This window comes from Rhizobium sp. P43 (genome assembly GCF_056730705.1).
This window is the reverse complement of record NZ_CM161539.1, coordinates 351004-365007: the sequence shown is the minus strand read 5'-3', so window position 1 is coordinate 365007 and position 14004 is coordinate 351004. Positions and strand designations below refer to the sequence as shown.

14 protein-coding genes are annotated in these 14004 nt (G+C 61.2%); 5 read left to right on the top strand and 9 right to left on the bottom strand.

Annotated elements, in window-relative coordinates; genetic code table 11:
* The first annotated feature begins 59 nt into the window (after positions 1-59).
* Together AC1PUL_RS01735 and AC1PUL_RS01730 are read left to right on the top strand one after the other, a co-directional pair.
* Positions 60-1484 (top strand): gamma-aminobutyraldehyde dehydrogenase, encoded by a 1425-nt coding sequence (locus AC1PUL_RS01735; RefSeq protein WP_480466329.1) that lies wholly within the window; start codon positions 60-62, stop codon positions 1482-1484.
* A gap of 143 nt (positions 1485-1627) precedes the next feature.
* Entirely contained in the window at positions 1628-2104 is a 477-nt protein-coding gene (locus AC1PUL_RS01730; protein WP_480466328.1) for an SH3 domain-containing protein, read from the top strand.
* A 115-nt stretch (positions 2105-2219) separates the two neighbouring features.
* Here the strand turns inward: AC1PUL_RS01730 and AC1PUL_RS01725 are convergent, their stop codons facing one another.
* Positions 2220-5861, bottom strand: a complete 3642-nt coding sequence (locus AC1PUL_RS01725) for a beta strand repeat-containing protein (protein ID WP_480466327.1) — start codon at positions 5859-5861, stop codon at positions 2220-2222.
* Positions 5862-6397: 536 nt separating this feature from the next.
* Entirely contained in the window at positions 6398-7354 is a 957-nt protein-coding gene (gene tal, locus AC1PUL_RS01720; RefSeq protein ID WP_480466326.1) for a transaldolase, read from the bottom strand.
* Positions 7355-7527: 173 nt separating this feature from the next.
* On the opposite strand from tal, the gene AC1PUL_RS01715 reads away from it, so the two are divergent.
* Positions 7528-8505: a sugar-binding transcriptional regulator gene (locus AC1PUL_RS01715; RefSeq protein WP_480466325.1), complete on the top strand. Its 978-nt coding sequence runs from the start codon at positions 7528-7530 to the stop codon at positions 8503-8505.
* Here AC1PUL_RS01715 and AC1PUL_RS01710 read toward each other — a convergent pair.
* The 4 genes from AC1PUL_RS01710 to AC1PUL_RS01695 all read right to left on the bottom strand — a co-directional run bounded on the left by AC1PUL_RS01710 (position 8502) and on the right by AC1PUL_RS01695 (position 10536).
* Positions 8502-8789: a type II toxin-antitoxin system RelE/ParE family toxin gene (locus AC1PUL_RS01710; RefSeq protein ID WP_480466324.1), complete on the bottom strand. Its 288-nt coding sequence runs from the start codon at positions 8787-8789 to the stop codon at positions 8502-8504. The genes AC1PUL_RS01715 and AC1PUL_RS01710 overlap by 4 nt on opposite strands.
* Positions 8790-8793: 4 nt before the next feature.
* Positions 8794-9030 (bottom strand): CopG family ribbon-helix-helix protein, encoded by a 237-nt coding sequence (locus AC1PUL_RS01705; protein WP_480466323.1) that lies wholly within the window; start codon positions 9028-9030, stop codon positions 8794-8796.
* A 47-nt stretch (positions 9031-9077) separates the two neighbouring features.
* Complete coding sequence (locus AC1PUL_RS01700) at positions 9078-9962, bottom strand: methylated-DNA--[protein]-cysteine S-methyltransferase (protein WP_480466322.1); 885 nt, start codon at positions 9960-9962, stop codon at positions 9078-9080.
* Positions 9963-10041: 79 nt separating this feature from the next.
* Entirely contained in the window at positions 10042-10536 is a 495-nt protein-coding gene (locus AC1PUL_RS01695) for a DUF2244 domain-containing protein (RefSeq protein WP_480466321.1), read from the bottom strand.
* A 25-nt stretch (positions 10537-10561) separates the two neighbouring features.
* On the opposite strand from AC1PUL_RS01695, the gene nth reads away from it, so the two are divergent.
* Entirely contained in the window at positions 10562-11344 is a 783-nt protein-coding gene (gene nth / locus AC1PUL_RS01690; RefSeq protein WP_480466320.1) for an endonuclease III, read from the top strand.
* Here nth and AC1PUL_RS01685 read toward each other — a convergent pair.
* Positions 11325-11906 (bottom strand): TetR/AcrR family transcriptional regulator, encoded by a 582-nt coding sequence (locus AC1PUL_RS01685; RefSeq protein ID WP_480466319.1) that lies wholly within the window; start codon positions 11904-11906, stop codon positions 11325-11327. The genes nth and AC1PUL_RS01685 overlap by 20 nt on opposite strands.
* Positions 11907-11992: 86 nt before the next feature.
* Here AC1PUL_RS01685 and AC1PUL_RS01680 point away from each other — a divergent pair, with 86 nt between their 5' ends.
* A complete protein-coding gene (locus tag AC1PUL_RS01680) occupies positions 11993-12418 on the top strand; it encodes a VOC family protein (RefSeq protein ID WP_480466318.1) in 426 nt (141 codons plus the stop codon).
* On the opposite strand, the gene AC1PUL_RS01675 is transcribed toward AC1PUL_RS01680, so the two are convergent.
* Positions 12401-13123 (bottom strand): sulfate transporter family protein, encoded by a 723-nt coding sequence (locus tag AC1PUL_RS01675; protein ID WP_480466317.1) that lies wholly within the window; start codon positions 13121-13123, stop codon positions 12401-12403. The genes AC1PUL_RS01680 and AC1PUL_RS01675 overlap by 18 nt on opposite strands.
* Before the next feature lie 63 nt (positions 13124-13186).
* Entirely contained in the window at positions 13187-13864 is a 678-nt protein-coding gene (locus AC1PUL_RS01670) for a carbon-nitrogen hydrolase family protein (RefSeq protein WP_480466315.1), read from the bottom strand.
* Positions 13865-14004: the final 140 nt, after the last annotated feature.

Genomic DNA, 14004 nt, shown 5'->3' with positions numbered 1-14004 from the left:
AACCCGTGCGGCGTCGCCTGCCGGTTTCGCAATTGAAGTCTGATAAAAGGGAGAACGACATGGACACCCAGATGCTGATCGGCGCCAAGTTCGAAGCCGGCACAGAGACGGACGAAAAGATCCTGAACCCCAAAACCGGCGATGTCATCGTCGATCTCCCCGAGGCCTCGCTTGCCCAGGTCGACGAGGCCGTGGACGCCGCAGAAGGCGCCTTCGTCTCCTGGTCGCAGACGACCCCCGGCCAGCGCGCCGGCTACCTGCTGGCGATCGCTGACGCGATCGAAAAGGACGCCGCCGGTTTTGCCGCGCTCGAAAGCCTCAACTGCGGCAAGCCGATCAACGCCGTGCTGAATGACGAGATCCCGGCGATCGTCGACTGCTACCGCTTCTTCGCCGGCGCGATCCGCACACTGCAGGCACCGGTTTCGGGCGAATATCTGCCGGGCTTCACCTCGATGATCCGCCGCGACGCTGTCGGCGTCATCGGCTCGATTGCGCCCTGGAACTACCCGCTGATGATGATGGCCTGGAAACTCGCGCCAGCACTTGCCGGCGGCAACACCGTGGTCTTCAAGCCCTCCGAGCAGACGCCGCTGACGGCCCTAAAGCTCGCCAAGGTCATGGCCGACATTCTGCCGGAAGGCGTGGTCAATGTCGTGCTCGGCCGCGGCGACAGCGTCGGCAACGCACTGATCAATCACCCGAAGATCGCCATGGTCTCGATAACAGGCGATATCGCCACGGGTAAGAAGGTGCTGACGGCGGCCGCCAAGACCGTGAAGCGCACCCATCTCGAACTCGGCGGCAAGGCTCCGGTCATCGTCCATGACGATGCCGATATCGATGCCGTCGTCTCGGCGATCCGCACCTTCGGCTACTACAATGCCGGCCAGGACTGCACCGCCGCTTGCCGCATCTACGCCGCTGACAAGATCTACGACCGCTTCGTCGCCGATCTTGCAAGCGCCGTCTCGACCATCAAGTTCAACCAGGCCGACGACGCCGAAAACGAGATCGGCCCGCTGATCTCCAAGCGCCAGCGCGACCGCGTCGAAAGCTTCGTCACCCGGGCTGCCGAACACAAGCACATGGAAGTCGTGACCGGCGGTAAGCTCGGCTCGGACAAGGGCTTCTTCTACACCCCGACCGTCATTGCCGGCGCAACGCAGGATGACGAGATCGTCCGCCGAGAAGTCTTCGGGCCGGTCGTCTCCGTCACCCGCTTCACGGAAGCCGAACAGGCGGTCGCCTGGGCAAATGACAGCGACTACGGCCTTGCCTCCTCCGTCTGGACCAAGGACATCTCCCGCGCCATGCAGACCGCCGCCAAGCTGCGCTACGGCTGCACCTGGATCAACACCCACTTCATGCTCTGCAACGAAATGCCCCATGGCGGCATGAAGCAGTCGGGTTATGGCAAGGACATGTCCCTCTACGCGCTGGAAGACTATACCGCCGTCCGCCATGTGATGATCGCGCATTGAGCGCCTGAACCTTCGAACCCCCGGGCCAGGCATGGCAAATGCCTGGCCCACTTCGCCCGTAGACCCGCGTTTACCCTGACGGATCAAACCGGTGGCACCCCGCCCCTCTCCTTCGTATCATGTTGCGGAATCAGGAGAGCGAGATGCGCGGCACCCGAACGGATGAAAGACAGACAAGGCGGAAGACCAGCATCGTGGTCGCGGCCCTGATGTCCGTGATGCCGCTCTTTGCAACGTCTGTCAGCGCCCAGCAGCCGCAGGTCATCCCTGCGCCCGACATTGGCGGCGGCGGTCTGATGACGGATAGCTATCTCTGGCATGTCAGAGGCCTGCCGCCCGGTCAGCGTCTGCCCGTCTATTCCGGTGCCGGGCCCAATTTCCGCATCATCCACGCGCTCGATGAGGGCACGCCGATCGAACGGCTCTCCTGCAGGGATAGCCGTGGCGGCTATTGGTGCCGTGTTGCGACCGTCGATCTCCCGCGTATTTCGGGCTGGGTGGATGGACGCTTCCTGCTCGAAGAACCAGGCTTCGCGCCGCCGGATGATCTGCGCAACCCCTCGCTTGAGCCCGAGATCGAGATTGATATCGACCCCTTCCCGAGGCCAAGAACACCGTGAGCTTTGCTAGTCTTTGAGGAGCAGAGCCTTCCGCTTCTCGGCGCGCCTTCAAAGAGAAAGGCCCCACCGGGGCCCTTCCACGAAGACTGTCCTTTGAGAAGCACTCTTTAACTGCTCATATCGCCTGATAGGCAGCGACGACAATCGCGACCTGCTCGTTGCTCATCGATTGGATCTGTCGCGACGTCAGTGCGAAGATCTGGGCCGTCGTGAGATCACTGAGATCATCGGTTGACAGCCCGGACAGCGCGGAAGTCTGGATCGCTGCAATATCCGCCGTCGAGAACAGCAGCAGATCTGCAGAATTGAGGGCACCAATCGCGAGCGAGTTCAGCGCGCTGACCTGGGCCGGTGTCAGGGCCTCGATCTGCGCCGTCGTCATCGCGGTCAGCTGATCGGTGGAGAGCACGCTGATGACACGCGAGTTGAGTGATACAACCTGATCGGTCGTCAAAGCGGCGATGCTACCGGTCGAAAGACTGCGGATCTGCGCAGTTGTCAGCGCAGAAAACTGGCTGTTCGACAGGCTGGCGATCTGATCGGACGTCAGTGCGCCGATCTGAGACGTGCGCAGCGCAGTGATCTGCACGGATGTCAGTCCGGCAAGCTGCGCCGTATCCAAAGCGGCAATACTCGCGGTGGACAGGCCGACGATCGCCCGAGAGCTGATCGCGGCGATATCGCTCGAATCCAGCGCATCGATATCTTCTGTCGTCAGACCGGCAATCGCCGAACTGGAGAGCAGTGCGATCTGCCCAGACGTCAGAGCACCAATCTGCTCCGACGACATGGCGCCAATCTGGGTGGAGGATAGGCCGCCGAAGGCCTGGGTGTTGATGGCAGCCACCTGGCCGGTGGAAAGCGAGGCGAATGCGGCCGTCGAAAGCGCCCTGAGCTGCACGCTGGTCATGGCAGCGATGGCTCGTGTCGGAAGCCCGTCGAGATTATCGCTGCTCAAGCCTGCGATCTGTGCTGTCGTCAGCGCAGCGGCCTGCAGGGATGTCAGCCCTGTGAGTTGGGTCGATTCGAGGCCGGCGAGCAATGCGGGGGTAATCGACCCGATGGTCCGGGTGCTGAGTACGGCAAATTCTGACGACGTCAGTGTATCGAGTTGGTCTGCGGTCAGAATGGCACTGGCGATCGCGGCCAATTGCGAGGTCGAAAGGGCTGCAAATTCCGTACTGCCAACTGCAGACCACATATCGCTGCCAAGGGCGGCGATGGCTCGCGTGTTCACGGCCTGCATCTGCGCTGTCGAGAGAGAACCGAATTGCTGCGGCGTCAACGACCGAACCTGAGTACTGGTGAGGGCCGCGATTGCAGCGGTGGAAAGCCCGTCCAGCTGAGCGGTATTGAGAACGTCGAGTTGGACCGTTGTCAGGGCCGCAGCCTGCCCACTGGTCAATCCGGCCAGCTGACCGGAGGTCAAAGCTGCGATGTTCTCGGTTGAGAGGGCGCCGATGACGCGAGAGGACAGGGTCGCAATTTCGGCAGATGACAGGGTCCCGATCGCGCCGGTTGTCAGCGAGCGAAGGACAGAGGACGTCAGCGCCGCCAGCTGCTGACTCGTCAGCGCATCAAAGGCCGCTGTGCTCAACGCAGCCACCTGCTGAGAGTTGAGCGCTGCAATGCCTCGGGTGCTGATCGACCGGATCTGGGCTGTCTCAAGCGACGCGAGCGTCGCGGTCGAGAGGGCTGCGATCTGACTTGACGTGAGAACGGCGATCTGACTGGTCAAAAGACCGTTCAGCTGATCACTGGTGAGCGACCCAATGACGGCTGTAGAGAGAGCTGTCAGCTGCGCAGAGGTGAGCCCGACGATCTGACCTGAAGTCAGCGAAGCAAACGCGCTGGAGGTCAGTCCGCGGATCGAGCGCGACTGGAGTGCGCCAATATCGGCGGAATCGAACGTTGCGATGTCTTCCGCCCCTAGGCCAGCGACTGAACTGGAGCTGAGTGCCGCAATCTGTGAAGCTGACAGCGCCGCAATCTGGGTCGAAGTCATGGCCGCGACCTGCTCCGAGGTCAGCGCCGCCAGGGCCCGGGTGTTCATGGCACCAATCAAGGCCGTGGAAAGGCCTCCGATGGCAGCGGTCGAAAGGCCTCGGATGGCGGCAGAACCGAGTGCCGCAAATTCGGCAGGACTGAACGCATTGAGGTCTGCAGATGACAGAGCAGCGATGTCGCTTGATGACAGCGCTGCGATCTGAGCGGCCGACAAGGCGGCGATCTGGTCGGTCGTCATCGCGTCAAGTTGCGCGCTGGTCAGCGCGCCGACGGCTCGACTGCTCAATGCCGCCACCTGTGCGGTCGTCAACAGAGCGATATTGGCACTGCCGAGCGCAACGACCTGGATGGAGTTCAACGCGCCAACCTGCGCCGGGGTCAGACTGGTAACCTGGCTGCTGCTGAGAGCCGCAACCTGGCTGGTCGTCAGATTTCCGATCTGGCTTGTTGAGAATGACGCAATCTGACTAGAGAGAAGACCGCCGATTTGAGCCGTTGTCAGCGCCTTCAGGACACGCGTGTTGATAACGGAGAATTCGGACGGGGATAAGTTTGCAAAATCATCGGTTCCAAGACCCACGATCCCTGCCGAGGAAATGGCAGCAAGCTGCGCGGTCGTCAGGGCGGCAATCTGTCCACTATCGAGCGCCGCAACTTGATCAGAGTTGAAGGCAGCAATGACACGCGTCGACAAGCCGCCGATCTGCTGGGTGCTGAAAGACAGAAGTGTGCCGGAACTCAGCGAGTTGACCTGCATGATGGACAGGCCGGAAAGCTGCTCTGCCGAAAGCCCATCAACCTGATCGGATGTGAGCGACGCGAGCTGTGCCGTGGTCAAAGCCGCGATCTTGCGCGAGCTGAGAACGGTCAATTGAGCCGAGCTCAGCGAACTGAAAACATCAACGGGAAGTGCCGACAGGGATCGCGTCGCGATGGCCGCCACACCGTCTGCCGACAGCACGTCTATGTCATCGGAGCCAAGGCCCCTGATCGCCACAGTATTCAGCGCCGCCAGCTGACCGGTGGTCAGGACATCGATCTGCTCTGTCGACAACGCTGCAATATGGTCAGACGAAAGACCCGCGACTGCCACACTCCTGAGTGCGGAGATCTGGCTGGTCGAGAAGGACGCGAGGATAGCGGGGGTCAACACCGCTGTCTGGCGGGCAGACAAAGCCGACACCTGGAGCGGTGAAAGACCATCGATTTGGCTCGTGGTCAGGCTCGCAATGATGCCAGTCGGCAAAGAAGCGATCTGACCTGTTGTAAGGCCCGAGATTTGACCGCTTGTGAGAACGGCGAAATTGGCGGCAGACAAACTGGCGAGGGCCCGAGAGGAGATCACCGAAAGCTCGGCGGCCGTCAGGGTCGCGATATCGTCCGTGCCGAGACCAGCCAAGTTCCGATTGGTCAGCTTAGCCAGCTGAGACGTTGTCAGAGCGTTGAACTGATCGGCCGACAGCGCTGCAATCTGGCCGGACGACAAGGCAATGAGCTGACTGGTTTGAAGCCCTGAGAGTTTCGCACTGTCGATCACCGCGAGCTGATCGACCGTCAGACCGCGAAGCCCCGTCGCCGAGATCGCAGCCAACTGGCTGGCGGAAAGGGTATCCAGATCACCCGTCTCAAAGGCGGAGATTTGCCCGGACGACAAGACGCGGATCTGGGCCGAGCTGAGCGCACTAACATCTTCGGTGGTGAGAGCTGCAATCGCTGACGCGGTCAGCGTCCTGATTTGGCTGATGCTCATCGAAGGTATGATCGTTGCCATGCACGCCCGCCCTGAAGATAATTCGTTCCAAATACATTGCAGCCGCTGTCCCCACTGCACGCACACGACGAAAGCCGTTGAACGAACGATAGGAAGCATGCCAAAGCCAAGAATCGCTGAAAGACGAGCGAACGCCGGCAGCAAACCCACGGACACAACTTTAAGAAAACATGGCTTGTCTGAGCCTGACGTCGGGTCGCGCATCATGCAGCAGAGCTGGTCTCTGCTTCCCCACGCCATGAAAAACCGACACCCGCACCAATGCGAGGCGCCTTGGTCTACACGAATGCATCGCTAGACCCAGTGATATTAGTCAACAATATATGACTTAGAAATAAACGACTCGTCAACGATAATGGCCACGTCTCTTGTGGCCGGATACCGTATTATCGCGGAATTGCCGCGCAACAAAGCAATCCAAGAGATCAGGGGCGGCACTGATCTTATCAGGGTGGGTGGCCGCAGCTCTCGCCACGACCCCATTTATTTCGGAGAAAGCGAATCGCTTTTCCTTCTCAGGCGGCGAGCGCCTTGGCGATCTGGCCGCGCAGCGTGCCGAGATCCTTGGCAAAGCCGCGAATGCCCTCCGCAAGCTTTTCGGTCGCCATGGCGTCCTCGTTCATCGCCCAGCGGAAGGCCTTCTCGTCGAGCGAGACATGCGGCTCGGCCTTGACGGTCTCGGGCGACAGAACGCGGGTGAGCGTTCCCTCGGTCGCATTCAACTCGTCGAGCAGCTGCGGGCTGATCGTCAGCCGGTCACAACCGGCCAGCGCCTCGATCTCGCCGGCATTGCGGAAGGAAGCACCCATGACGATCGTGCCGATGCCGTTCGCCTTGTAGTAATTGTAGATGGAGCGAACCGATAGCACGCCCGGATCGGTCTCGGCGGTATAGTCCTGACCGGTCGACTTCTTGTACCAGTCGAGGATACGACCGACAAAGGGCGAAATGAGAAACACCTTGGCCTCGGCGCAGGCAATCGCCTGGGCCTTGGAGAAGAGCAGCGTCAGATTGCAGTCGATGCCTTCCGTCTGCAGCACTTCGGCGGCACGAATGCCTTCCCAGGTGGAAGCAAGCTTGATCAGGATGCGATCCTTCTCGATGCCGCGCGCCTTGTAATCGGCAATGATCTGATGCGCCTTTTCGATCGAGGCCTTGGTGTCGAAGGAAAGATCGGCATCGACTTCGGTCGAAACGCGGCCCGGGACCAGTGCGGCAAGGGCTGCACCGACGGACACGGCCAGACGGTCGGCGATCGCGCCGACAACGGCCTCGTCCTTGCCGCCCTTGGACTTGCCCCAGGCGATCGCTTCCTTGAAGGCATCTGCGAAGGCATCGGTGCCGAGCGCCTTCAGGACGATGGAGGGATTGGTGGTGCAATCGACCGGCTTCAGGCGGGCGACGGCCTCGATGTCACCGGTATCGGCGACCACGGTCGTCATGGAACGAAGCTGTTCGAGTTTCGAGGTCATCGCATTTTCCTTCGGCTCAGCATGGCATAAACCGGCCGGCGCGATCCGCCAGCCTTCTGGGGTTTGACTATCGCCACCTGCAGCAGACAAAGTCAAGACATTTGCTGAACGGATTTGACATAAGTTTCACATTTCGGGATAGTAGCTGCGATTTCCAACAGACGGGACACCCCTTGGCGAAGCTCAGACGCGAACATCACACGTCCCTTTCGGATGCTGCGGCACTGCGCATCCGCGCCGCATGGCTCTATTACAACGAGGGCCTGACGCAGAAGGACGTGGCGGATCGGCTAGGCATCAGCCGCTCGACCGTCATCCGCATGCTGGAAGAGGCTCGCAAGCGCGCCGAGGTGCAGATCTGGATCAGCGACGGCGTCGCCGATTGCGTCGATCTCGCAGTCAGGCTCGAAAAGGCCTATGGCCTTGACGAAGCCGTTGTCGTGCCCTCGCCAGACAGCCAGGATGCCGCCTCGATCGCCAAGGCCGTCGGCCTCGCACTCGGCCAGTTCCTGACCGAAGTGATCACCAATGACATGACCATCGGCGTCGGCTGGGGCCGGACCATGACGGCGTCACTCGCAGGCTTCCGCCCACCGAACCGCGAGAACTGCAAGGTGGTCTCCCTGCTCGGCGGTATCGTTGCGGTCCGCCAGACCAACCCGATCGACTACACCTGGCGGCTGGCAAGCCAGCTCGGCGCCGAATGCTACATGTTCCTTGCGCCCCTCCTCGTCGATTCCGTCGCGACCAAGCGGGCACTCATTGAAGAATGCGGGTTGAAGACGATCTATGATCTTGCCGAAAACCTCGACCTCGCGATCGTCTCCTGCGGCGATATCGGCCCGCATTCCACCTCGCTCTCGGAAGGCTTCATCAGCCACCAGACGCTGATGGAACTGGTCGATGCCGGCTGCGTCTGCGACACCATGTTCAACTTCCTCGATGCGGAAGGCAACTCGGTCGCCCACCCGATCAACGAACGGGTGATGTCGGTCGACCTGGACACGCTGAGGAAAGCGAAACACATCGTGCTGTCTTCGGGTGGGGCGCATCGCGCCAAGGCCATTCGCGCGACAATCCGCAGGATCGGCTGCAACACGCTGATCACGGATGAGGCGGCGGCACGAGAGTTGTTGGGGTTGGCAGGCTAGAGCTGCTCTGGCCAGGCACGGGCACCATGTTGTACAAAGAGAACCTCGACATGGTCGTCCTGCACCCTGTAGGCGACAATGTATCCGAGATCAGCGAGCACGAGCTCGCGCGTTCCTTCGATTTCACCACGCCGTCCCAGGAATGCGTTGTGCGTCAGAAGGCGAAGTGTTCGGCCATGGATCGCCCGCACGATACGCGATGCAGCCGCAGGGTTACGTTCGAGCAGATAATCGCCGATGGCAGCGAGCTCTCTCAGATAGCGCCGCGTCCAGACGACACGCATGGCTTCAGGGCGTGCCGTATTTGTTCAACACGGCCTCGATCTCTGCTTCACTGGCGAACTCACCGCGTTCAGCCTCTGCCAGTCCTTCCAGCACGCCCGCGAGCCACTGCTCTTGCCATGCAAGCGAGCGCCCTTGAGCAAGCGCATCCTCCACGATCTGATCGCGGGAGAGATTGCTCCGCTCGACCAGACTGTCGATCCGGCGGCTGATGTCTTCAGGGAGATGAACCGTGTTGCGCATGGTTCATCCTCTCACAAAAGCGGGATTTCGGAAAGCACCTCGCGCGCTCACCCCTTGCCCGCTTCCCAACCCAGCATCGCACGCTTGCGGGTCAGGCCCCAGTGATACCCGGTCAGCGCGCCGCTCTTGCCGAGCGCCCGATGACAAGGCACGACGAAGGAAATTGGATTGCGTCCGACGGCTGCCCCCACCGCGCGGCTGGCTGTCGGCTGGCCGATCTTTCGGGCGATGTCGGAATAGGTGACGGCACGCCCGAGCGGAATTTCCAGGAGGCTTTCCCAGACCCGGATCTGGAAGTCCGAGCCGATCAGCACGACCCGCAAGGGTTCCTCCGCCGACCAGCGCTCGGGATGGAAGACGCGCGCCGCGTAAGACGCCGTGGCCTCCACGTCCTCGACGTAATGGGCATTCGGCCAGCGCCGCGCCATGTCGTCGAAACAGGCGACTTCACCGCCCGGATCGGCAAAGGCGAGCCCCGCAAGTCCGCGGTCTGTGGTCATGACGAGCGCCAGGCCGAAGGGCGACGGATGATAGCCATAGCGGATCGTGAGCCCTGCGCCGCGTGCCTTCCACTCGCCGGGGCTCATCGCCTCGTGTGTGACGAAGAGATCATGCAGGCGTCCGGGACCGGAGAGACCAAGCTCAAGGGATGTCTCGAGCAGCGGCATTTCCTCACGACCCAGCAGTCGCTTGGCGTGATCGAGCGTGACCGCCTGAAGGAAGGCTTTGGGTGAGAGCCCGGCCCAGCGCGTAAAGGTCTTTTGCAACTGTGTCGGCGATTGCCGCAATCGCTCGGCAATCACCTCCAGCGACGGCTGGCGCTGATAGTCGAGCGTCAACATCTCGATCACCTGCCGGACGGTCTCGTAGTCAGAGCCCTCAGGCGTGATGTCGGTGGTTCGGGAAAGGTCGATCTGTTGGGCAAGCGTCATAGCAAATCCTCATCTGGCCGAGACTTCACCACGACGAGGCGTCGGATACCACCCGTTTCTTGCCAGGCCTCGATCCCAATCAAATGCGCTGCTTGGCGGTGGCCAGGGCACCGGTCATCGCCTTTGCGAAACTCTCGCGATCATCGGGATTGAGGAAGGAGCCGACATCGGTCCGCCGCCCTTCGCCGGCCACTGCCATGGAGGTGATGCCGAGTTCTTCGTGGCGCTCGACAAAGAAGCGGGCCCAGAGCGTCTTGAACGTGTGTTCGGTCATCCGTCCTGTGGGTGTGAACTTGCGGATTGACAGTTCGGTCCGCGACACCGTCACCTCTTCCCGTGCACGTGCTGCACGATAATTCAGCCAGAAAGCACCGTAGAGCAGGAGAAAGTCCAGGCCGAAGAACAGGCCGATCGGCCAGGCGCCGGTCGCCATGAAGAAGATCGCATGCACAAGGCAGACGGTCCCGGTGATCGCAAACAGGATGCGATAGCCTTTGCGGCCCAGCGACCGGTAAGGCGTCAGTTCCGCTGCGAAAATCGGCTGATCCGCCGCCTGCTCGAGATTGCCTTCCATCACCGCGCCCGATTATAGGTTTTCCATGACTAAAGCGAAGCCGAAATCCAGCACCCAAACCTTGAAAAAGTCAAATCCGGCGACCCGTCGCAAGCCGGCGACACGCCGTCGCACGGCTTACTCTCGGGCCGAACTGGAAGAGATATTCCGCCGTTTCTCGATTCAGAGGCCGGAGCCCAAGGGGGAACTGGAGCACGTCAATCCGTTCACGCTCGTGGTCGCCGTGGCGCTCTCGGCCCAGGCAACCGACGCGGGGGTAAATAAAGCGACGCGCGCCCTCTTCAAGGTGGCGGACACGCCGGAAAAGATGCTGGCGCTCGGCGAGGAAAAGGTCCGCGATTATATCAAGACGATCGGGCTTTTTCGCAACAAGGCGAAGAACGTCATCGCGCTTTCCCAGAAGCTCGTCGACGACTTCGGCAGCGAAGTCCCCCGCACCCGCGAGGAACTGGTGACGCTTCCCGGCGTCGGCCGCAAGACCGCGAATGTCGTGATGTCCATGGCCTTCGGCATTCCGACCATGGCCGTCGACACGCATATCCTGAGGATCGGCAACCGCATCAAGCTCGCACCGGGCAAGACGCCGGATGAGATCGAGGATATCCTGATGCGGATCATTCCCGAGCAATATCTCTTCCATGCCCATCACTGGCTGATCCTGCATGGGCGCTACTGTTGCAAGGCCCGGAAACCGGAATGCGAACGCTGCGTCATCGCAGACATCTGCAAGTCGCCGGAAAAGACCTGCGATGTCCCCGCCCCGCTCGTCGAACTGCCACCGCAGATCTTCAACGCGAACGAGGAATGAGCCCGTCAATCAGCCGAGCAATCGCAGCCTCGTAGAGACTGGGATCGCCGCCGCGCTCGATTTCGAGAACCGCTCGGTCGAAGGCGGAAGACAGCAGGTTGGTCAGCGCGCGGACCTCATCCGCAGATGCCGCCGCTCCGAGACAGTCTGAAACACCCTCAAGCAGCCGATCCTCGGCATTGTCCCGGTCGATCTCGGCCGTCCGTTCGACCCCCAGCACCGCCGGCGCTTCCAGCAGCATCAGCCGCGCGCGGCCCTCCACCGCCATTGCCGCGAAATAGGCCGATGCCCCCGAGATCAGTCCGTCTCGCGGGGTCGCAGCCGATGCAGCGCCGCGATCGATCTCGGATGCGACCGCCATCGCTTCCAGTTCGATCACCGCTCTGAACAGGGCCTTCTTGTCCTCGAAATGATGATAGAGCGCACCGCGTGTCACACCCGCTGCGGCCACGATGTCCGGCGTTGCCGTCTCCGCATAGCCCTTTTCGACGAAGAGCCGTCTGGCCGCCGAGATCAGCGCCAGACGCGTCGCCTCGGTTCCTTCTCTGGTATTACGCGCCACCGCCACTCCTTTACATACAAACAGAATGTATGTTAATTTCATAGATACATGCAGATTGTATGTTAAATCATCAAGGAGGGAAAGGGATGAGGACCACGAGCTACTACCCCGTCATCATGACGGATAATGTCGAAGCGACGACGGCCTTCTATCGACGCCATTTTCACTTCGAGCCGCTCTTCACCGCCGACTGGTATGTCCATCTGCAGTCGACCGAAGACGAAAAGGTGACGCTCGCGATCCTCGATGGCCGCCATGAAACAGTCCCGCCGGGATACTGCGGAAAGGCCTCCGGCCTGCTCCTGAACTTCGAGGTCGAAGACGTGGACGCTGTCTATGACAGACTGAAACAGGCCGGCTTGCCGATGCTGCTCGACATTAGGGACGAAGACTTCGGCCAGCGACATTTCATAACCGCCGATCCGAACGGCGTTCTGATCGACATCATCAAACCGATCCCGCCGAGCGCCGAATTTGCCGCGCAATACGAGGCGTCAGCCTTGCCGCAATGAGGTCGCCGGATCCTTCGCCGTCAGCGCCTTGTGCAGATGCACCATCAGGCCCGCGGCAAAGAGCGGGGTGAGAAGGTTGACAATCGGCACCGCGAGGAAAAGCGCAATCACGAGGCCGGCCATGAACACCGTGCCGGAATGGCGCGAGCGTAGGAGCTTTGCCTCCTCGGCACTGCGGAAACGCATGGCGGCGAACTCGAAGAACTCGCGACCGAGCAGGTAACCGTTCACCAGGAAGAAGGCGATGATGTTGATGCCGGGGATAAAGAGCAGCATCAGCGCAATCAGGTTACCAACAATGACGATGCCGAAGAACTTGATCGAAGCGACGATCGCCTCCCCCATCGGCATCGCCTTGCCGGGAGGATCGTTCGGATAGTCCCGCTTCTCCACGACTTCGGCGACATCATCGAGAAACAAGCCTGCGATGATCGCCGTGACGGGGGACAGCAGCAAAGCCAGGGCGAGCGCCAGACCGATGCTCGCCAGAATGCCGAAGATGAAGGTCAACCACCCCGCCCAATCCGGCAGGTCCGGTATCAGCCCCTGGAGCATCGGCATGACGAATGTGATGAAGGTTTCGCGCAGACCGAACCACAGGCCGATCAGCACGATGATCGTCAGACCCAGCGTCTTCCAGAAGACAGTCCGCGTCTCCGGGGCGAAGAGGTTGCGCAGGGACAACGCAGCAGCATCAAGAATCATCGGGGTCTCCTTCATCTGTCGCCGTGATGTAGGAGGCCGGGGCAGCCACTGCAATGCGGGCCGTCAGTCCAAACGATAGAGACCCGGTCGACGGTCGATCAGATAGGGGTTCTGCGCCCGCGCATCGTCATAGGCCTTCGGCTCGACCTCCGCGACCAGCAGGGTCTCCCGCATGCCGGCACGGGCCAGTTCGTCACCATCGGGACCAAGGATGACCGAACGTCCGCCATAGGAGAGCCCGTTTTCCTGACCGCAGAGATCGGCATAGGCGAGAAATACGCCGTTTTCAAAGGCGCGTGTCGGAACCACGGTATCGGCAATGCGCCGGCTGATGATGCCCTGCGGCAGGGCGGTCGGCACCAGGATAAGCTCGGCGCCGGCCAGCGCCAGAGTGCGGACATTTTCCGGGAATTCCACATCATAGCAGATCAGCATGCCGGTCTTGATGCCATTGAGATCAAAGACATGCGGCGGCTCCGAGCCCGGCACGAAAGCCGCCCGTTCACCGTCTCCGTAAAGGTGGCTCTTGCGGTAGAATTCCGTGCTGCCATCCGGCCGGATCAGCACCGAGGAATTGAACACCTGCTTGCCGTCGCGCTCGGGGAAACCGGCGCAGATCGCAAGGCCGCAATCGGCGGAAATCTCCGTCAGCGCCGCGATGATCGACCCGTCACGTCCTTCTGCGACCTCCTCGAATTGCGCGCCGAGCGCATAACCGCTGGTGCCAAGTTCGGGCGTCACCAGGAAGCTCCGCCCCCATTTCCGCAGAGGCCATGGCCGCCTGAGCGATCTTGCCGAGATTGCCCGGAACATCGCCCGAAAGCGGCTGCATTTGGTAAAGGGAGATCAGCATGGGGCACCTATAGCCTTGTGGCAGAAAG